This window comes from Endozoicomonas sp. SESOKO2 (assembly GCF_024606245.1).
GTDB lineage: Bacteria > Pseudomonadota > Gammaproteobacteria > Pseudomonadales > Endozoicomonadaceae > Endozoicomonas_A.
In genome coordinates this window covers 1-2,538 of the sequence record NZ_JAHHPQ010000493.1, presented here as the reverse complement: position 1 = coordinate 2,538, position 2,538 = coordinate 1, and the positions used below count along the sequence as shown (strand labels likewise).

Annotated in this window: 3 protein-coding genes; all 3 read left to right on the top strand. The window is 46.0% G+C overall.

The annotated features are described in order from the left end of the window. A partial coding sequence (locus KDK17_RS11325) for a WD40 repeat domain-containing protein (RefSeq protein WP_257288119.1) occupies positions 1 to 271 on the top strand: 271 nt, incomplete at its 5' end. Between the two features lie 266 nt (positions 272 to 537). Beyond that, positions 538 to 2,196, top strand: a complete 1,659-nt coding sequence (locus KDK17_RS11320) for a WD40 repeat domain-containing protein (protein ID WP_257288118.1) — start codon at positions 538 to 540, stop codon at positions 2,194 to 2,196. 120 nt (positions 2,197 to 2,316) lie between these two features. After that, positions 2,317 to 2,538 (top strand): hypothetical protein (locus KDK17_RS11315; protein ID WP_257288117.1); only part of this gene is annotated, 222 nt, incomplete at its 3' end.

Below are 2,538 nucleotides of genomic sequence, written 5' to 3'. Positions count from 1 at the left end.
TGGATCATGGAAAGAAACAGCCAACATTACCCATAAGGGCAAAGTCCTCTCAGCCGACTTCAGTCCCGATAGCTGCCACGTGGTGACCGCCGGTGAAGATGAAACGGCGAAAATTTATGGCCTCAGGTCCAATGGGTCATGGATAAAAAAAGCCATCATTTCTCACGGGCTTGTGATCACCTCGGCCAAATTCAGCCCCGATGGCCGAAATGTCTTGACCGTTTGTACAGATTACACGGTGAGAATCACTGAACTGTGGAGGGGTTATTGATGATCGAATGAGCGTATTTTTGCTAAAAACCCGTTGAAAAACAGCGTTATATCGAAAGCCCGATGGCAATGTTTGCAGTGAGCTTTCAGTGAAAAAGTTTCCTTCTATCATTATTTTCCCGGATCAGGGTGTTGCTGTTGCTTAGTTCCATTGATCTCAATTTTCTGAACTTTCAGTCCAAAACCGGTTCTAAACGTTGAATTAATGCTAAATGTCCTTTCAAACCGAGGATAAATAGTGACTTTGAAGCTTTGAAGAAATCAGGCATGGACCCTTTGAAAAACAATGACAGCATTGTCGACTCACACTTGCCAACACCTGAGCAGCCTCGATTGGAGGAAGCACTGACGGGGGTCAGTGTTGGCAGGGAGGTTACTGTCAATGAGAACAATAAATCTTTATTACTCGATTTGCCCTATGTACCAAAATCTATGATTATTCGCTGCTTGGGTTTTCGAGAGATTACCCGGCTGGCAGAGGTATGCATATATCTTCGTGATCTTGTTAAAAGCGATAAAGCGCTGGAAAGAGCGTGGTATCGCCAGTTTCCATCACCATACCAATATCAACTAAAGACCATCGTTACGGCAAAAGATAAACAACAACTCCGCTATTGGTTGAGGCCATTTGCAAATAAGGACACTGTCGAGTCACTCATAAAAGATCAAAATTGTGCTTATTTTCCTGCTCTGCTGCTCTTCAACCACAGAAAACTGATGTTTCAATGTCAAAAATTCAAGCTAGTGGAAAAAGCCGAAATTATCCATAGTCAAACTATCAGTGTTGCCACCTTCAGTGCCGGTAGCCGTGATCTGGCCACCGTCAGTCACGATAAAAAAGTGAGAATCTATGGTCAGGAGGAAGATGGATCATGGCAATCAAAAGCCACGATCACCCATAATGATTGGATCAGATCAGCCACCTTCAGCGCCGATGGCCGCCATCTGGTCACCGCCAGCCACGATAAAACAGCGAGCATCTACGGTCAGAAGGACGATGGATCATGGGAATCAGTAACCACCATTACCCATAATAACTGGGTCATTTCAGCCACCTTCAGTGCCGATGGCCGTCATCTGGTCACCGCCAGTCACGATAAAAGAGTGAGAATCTATGGTCAGGAGGACGATGGATCGTGGGAAGTAAAAGCCACCATTTCCCATGACAGATTCGTCACTGCCGCCACTTTCAGTCCCGATGGTCGCCATGTGGTGACCATCAGTGGGGATAGCATAGTGAAAATTCGTAGTCAGGAGGATGATGGATCATGGCGAGAAGAGCACACTATTCATGCAGGTTTTATCGTTTCGGCCAGGCTCAGCCCCGATAACCGACATCTGGCGCTATGTGGTGCAGATTACGCAGTAAAAATCTATGGGCAGGAGGCTGCTGGACCATGGGTAGAAAAAGACACCATCAAACACCAGCGCACACTTACCTCAATTCACTTCAGCGCCGATAGCCGCCATCTGGTCACCGCCAGTAAGGATCACACGGCGAAAATCTCTGACCTGCAAGACGATGGATCATGGAAAGAAATGACCACTATTCGGCATGATAATCGAGTTTACTCAGCCAACTTCAGCGCCGATTGCCGCCATGTGGTGAGCGCCAGTGAAGATAACACAGTGAAAATCTACAGCCAGAAGGGCACTGCATTATGGGAAGAAAAAGCCTGCATTTGCCACAAGGGGGCGGTCACCTCAGCCAACTTCAGCACCGATAGCCAAAATCTGGTGACTGCCAGTCAAGATAACACTGCGAAAATCTATGGTTTGCAGGCCAATGAGTCATGGCTGGAAAAAGCCACCATTCAACACAAGAAAGCAGTCACCTCAGCCAACTTCAGCACCGATAGCCAAAATGTAATGACCGTCAGTGAAGATAAAACGGTGAGAATCACCGAACTATGGAGGAGTGATTAAAAAACAGTGTTATTTTTATGAACTTTTACTCTAAAACCGGTTCTAACCGTTTGAATCAATTTTAAATGTCCTTTCAAACCGTGGATAAATAATGACTTTGGAGCCTTGAGAGAAGCAGGTATGGGCCCTTTGAAAAACAATTCCAGCATTGACAGCTTACCCTTGCCAACACCGGAGCAGCCTCGATTGGAGGAAGCACCAACGGGTGTCAGTGCAGGCAGAGACGTTACTGTATATAACAACAATCCATGTTTATTAATCGATTTGCCCGTTGAACTGGAATCTACGCTTATTCGCTATTTGGGTTTTCGAGAGATTACCCGTTTAGCCAAGGTATGCAGA

Bases quoted from the DNA above. Each gene is read 5' to 3' on its own strand.
- KDK17_RS11320 (WP_257288118.1), top strand. From the start codon at position 538: ATGGACCCTTTGAAAAACAATGACAGCATTGTCGACTCACACTTGCCA.